This is a genomic window from Gordonibacter pamelaeae 7-10-1-b (genome assembly GCF_000210055.1).
In the GTDB taxonomy this organism is placed as follows: Bacteria; Actinomycetota; Coriobacteriia; order Coriobacteriales; family Eggerthellaceae; genus Gordonibacter; species Gordonibacter pamelaeae.
Genome location: NC_021021.1, coordinates 1,581,120 through 1,582,501, shown reverse-complemented (window position 1 = coordinate 1,582,501; position 1,382 = coordinate 1,581,120). Strand labels below are relative to the sequence as shown.

The following is a 1,382-nucleotide window of genomic DNA, read 5'->3' as shown; positions in this document are numbered from 1 at the left end:
GCCTTCGATTTTGTCCAGCCATTGGGTTCGCGGTGCCGTATCTGGCCGACCATCTAAGGAGAACCTGCGAGATAACGACCGACTTCTCGGGGCGTCGCGCTATACTGGGGCTTCGCCAATCGACCGACCACGTTTACCTGATGGAGCGCCACCTGTGAGCATCGACACCGCCACCGGCAAGGAAGCACCCGCGGACCTCTCGTCCGCGCGCGTGAAGGAGATATTCTCGGCCATCGCGAAGAAGTACGAGCGGTTCAACGCCGTGTCGAGCTTCGGCGCGTACAAGGCCTGGCTCGCCGGCATGATGCGCCAGGCCCCCATCGGCCCGGACGACGACGTGCTGGACATCGCGGGCGGCACGGGCGATGTGGCGTTCTCCGTGGCGCGCGCGAAGCGGCCGGCCCACATCCAGTGCACCGACCTCGTGAGCGAGATGCTCGACGTGGCGCGCATGCACTATGCCGACGGCAAGGCCTGCGGCGTGCCGGTGGACTTCGAGGTGGTGGACGCGCAGGACATCCCCTACGCGGACAAGTCGTACGATGCGATCACCATGGCCTACGGCATCCGCAACATGCCCGAGCGCGACCGGGCGCTCGGCGAGATGTTCCGCGTGCTGAAGCCGGGCGGCTCGCTCGTGTGCCTGGAGTTCAGCACGCCTCCGAACGCCGTGTGGCGCGCGCTGTACGGGTTCTACCTCAAGCACCTCATACCGTTCTGGGGCGGGCTCATCACGGGCGACCGCGAGGGTTTCGTGTACCTGGCGCGCTCGATCAAGGCGTTCCCCGACCAGCAGGGCTTGGCGGCCATGATGGAGAAGGCCGGATTCGAGGATGTGATCTGGAAGAACTACACTGGCGGCATCGCCGCGGTCCACGTGGCGAGAAAACCGGCGCGATAGGGCCGACCTGCGCGGCACGGGGCTTTGGGACATCCCGAACGCAACCGACTTGCGTGCAGAGCGGGCGAAATCAAGCGTTGGGTATGATGCGGAGCATGCCGAAAGGCGTAGGATGGCATCATGGACTCGAAAACCGCTCATATCTCCGAGGGTGCCGTTGCACTTGAGGAGCTCGACGCATGCGACTCGCTCGAAGGGGTTGCCGAGTACGGCAATCTCGACGCGCCCGGCGCAGGCGGCGACAACGTTCCTGCCGGATCGCTTGGCGCAAGTGCAGCTCCTCGGGAAATCGGCCAAGGCCAAGGCGGGACAGGGAGCCGCGAGCGTTTATGGTCGCCTTTGTTCGTGATCGTCGTGGCGGGCACGCTGTGCTGCTTCATGGTGGGCCAGGGCCTCAACTCGGGAACCTCCGTGTTCATTGCGCGCATGGGCGGCAGCACGGCATTCGCCGGCGTGCTGGCCGCCGTGTTCTCGGCCGCGG

The 1,382-nt window shown here is 65.6% G+C and carries 2 protein-coding genes; both read left to right on the top strand.

Annotated elements, in window-relative coordinates; genetic code table 11:
- Window positions 1-154 precede the first annotated feature (154 nt).
- Complete coding sequence (locus GPA_RS07315; protein ID WP_041239238.1) at window positions 155-901, top strand: class I SAM-dependent methyltransferase; 747 nt, start codon at window positions 155-157, stop codon at window positions 899-901.
- Between the two features lie 120 nt (window positions 902-1,021).
- On the top strand, window positions 1,022-1,382 hold a 361-nt coding region (locus GPA_RS19035; protein WP_041239237.1), incomplete at its 3' end, for a hypothetical protein.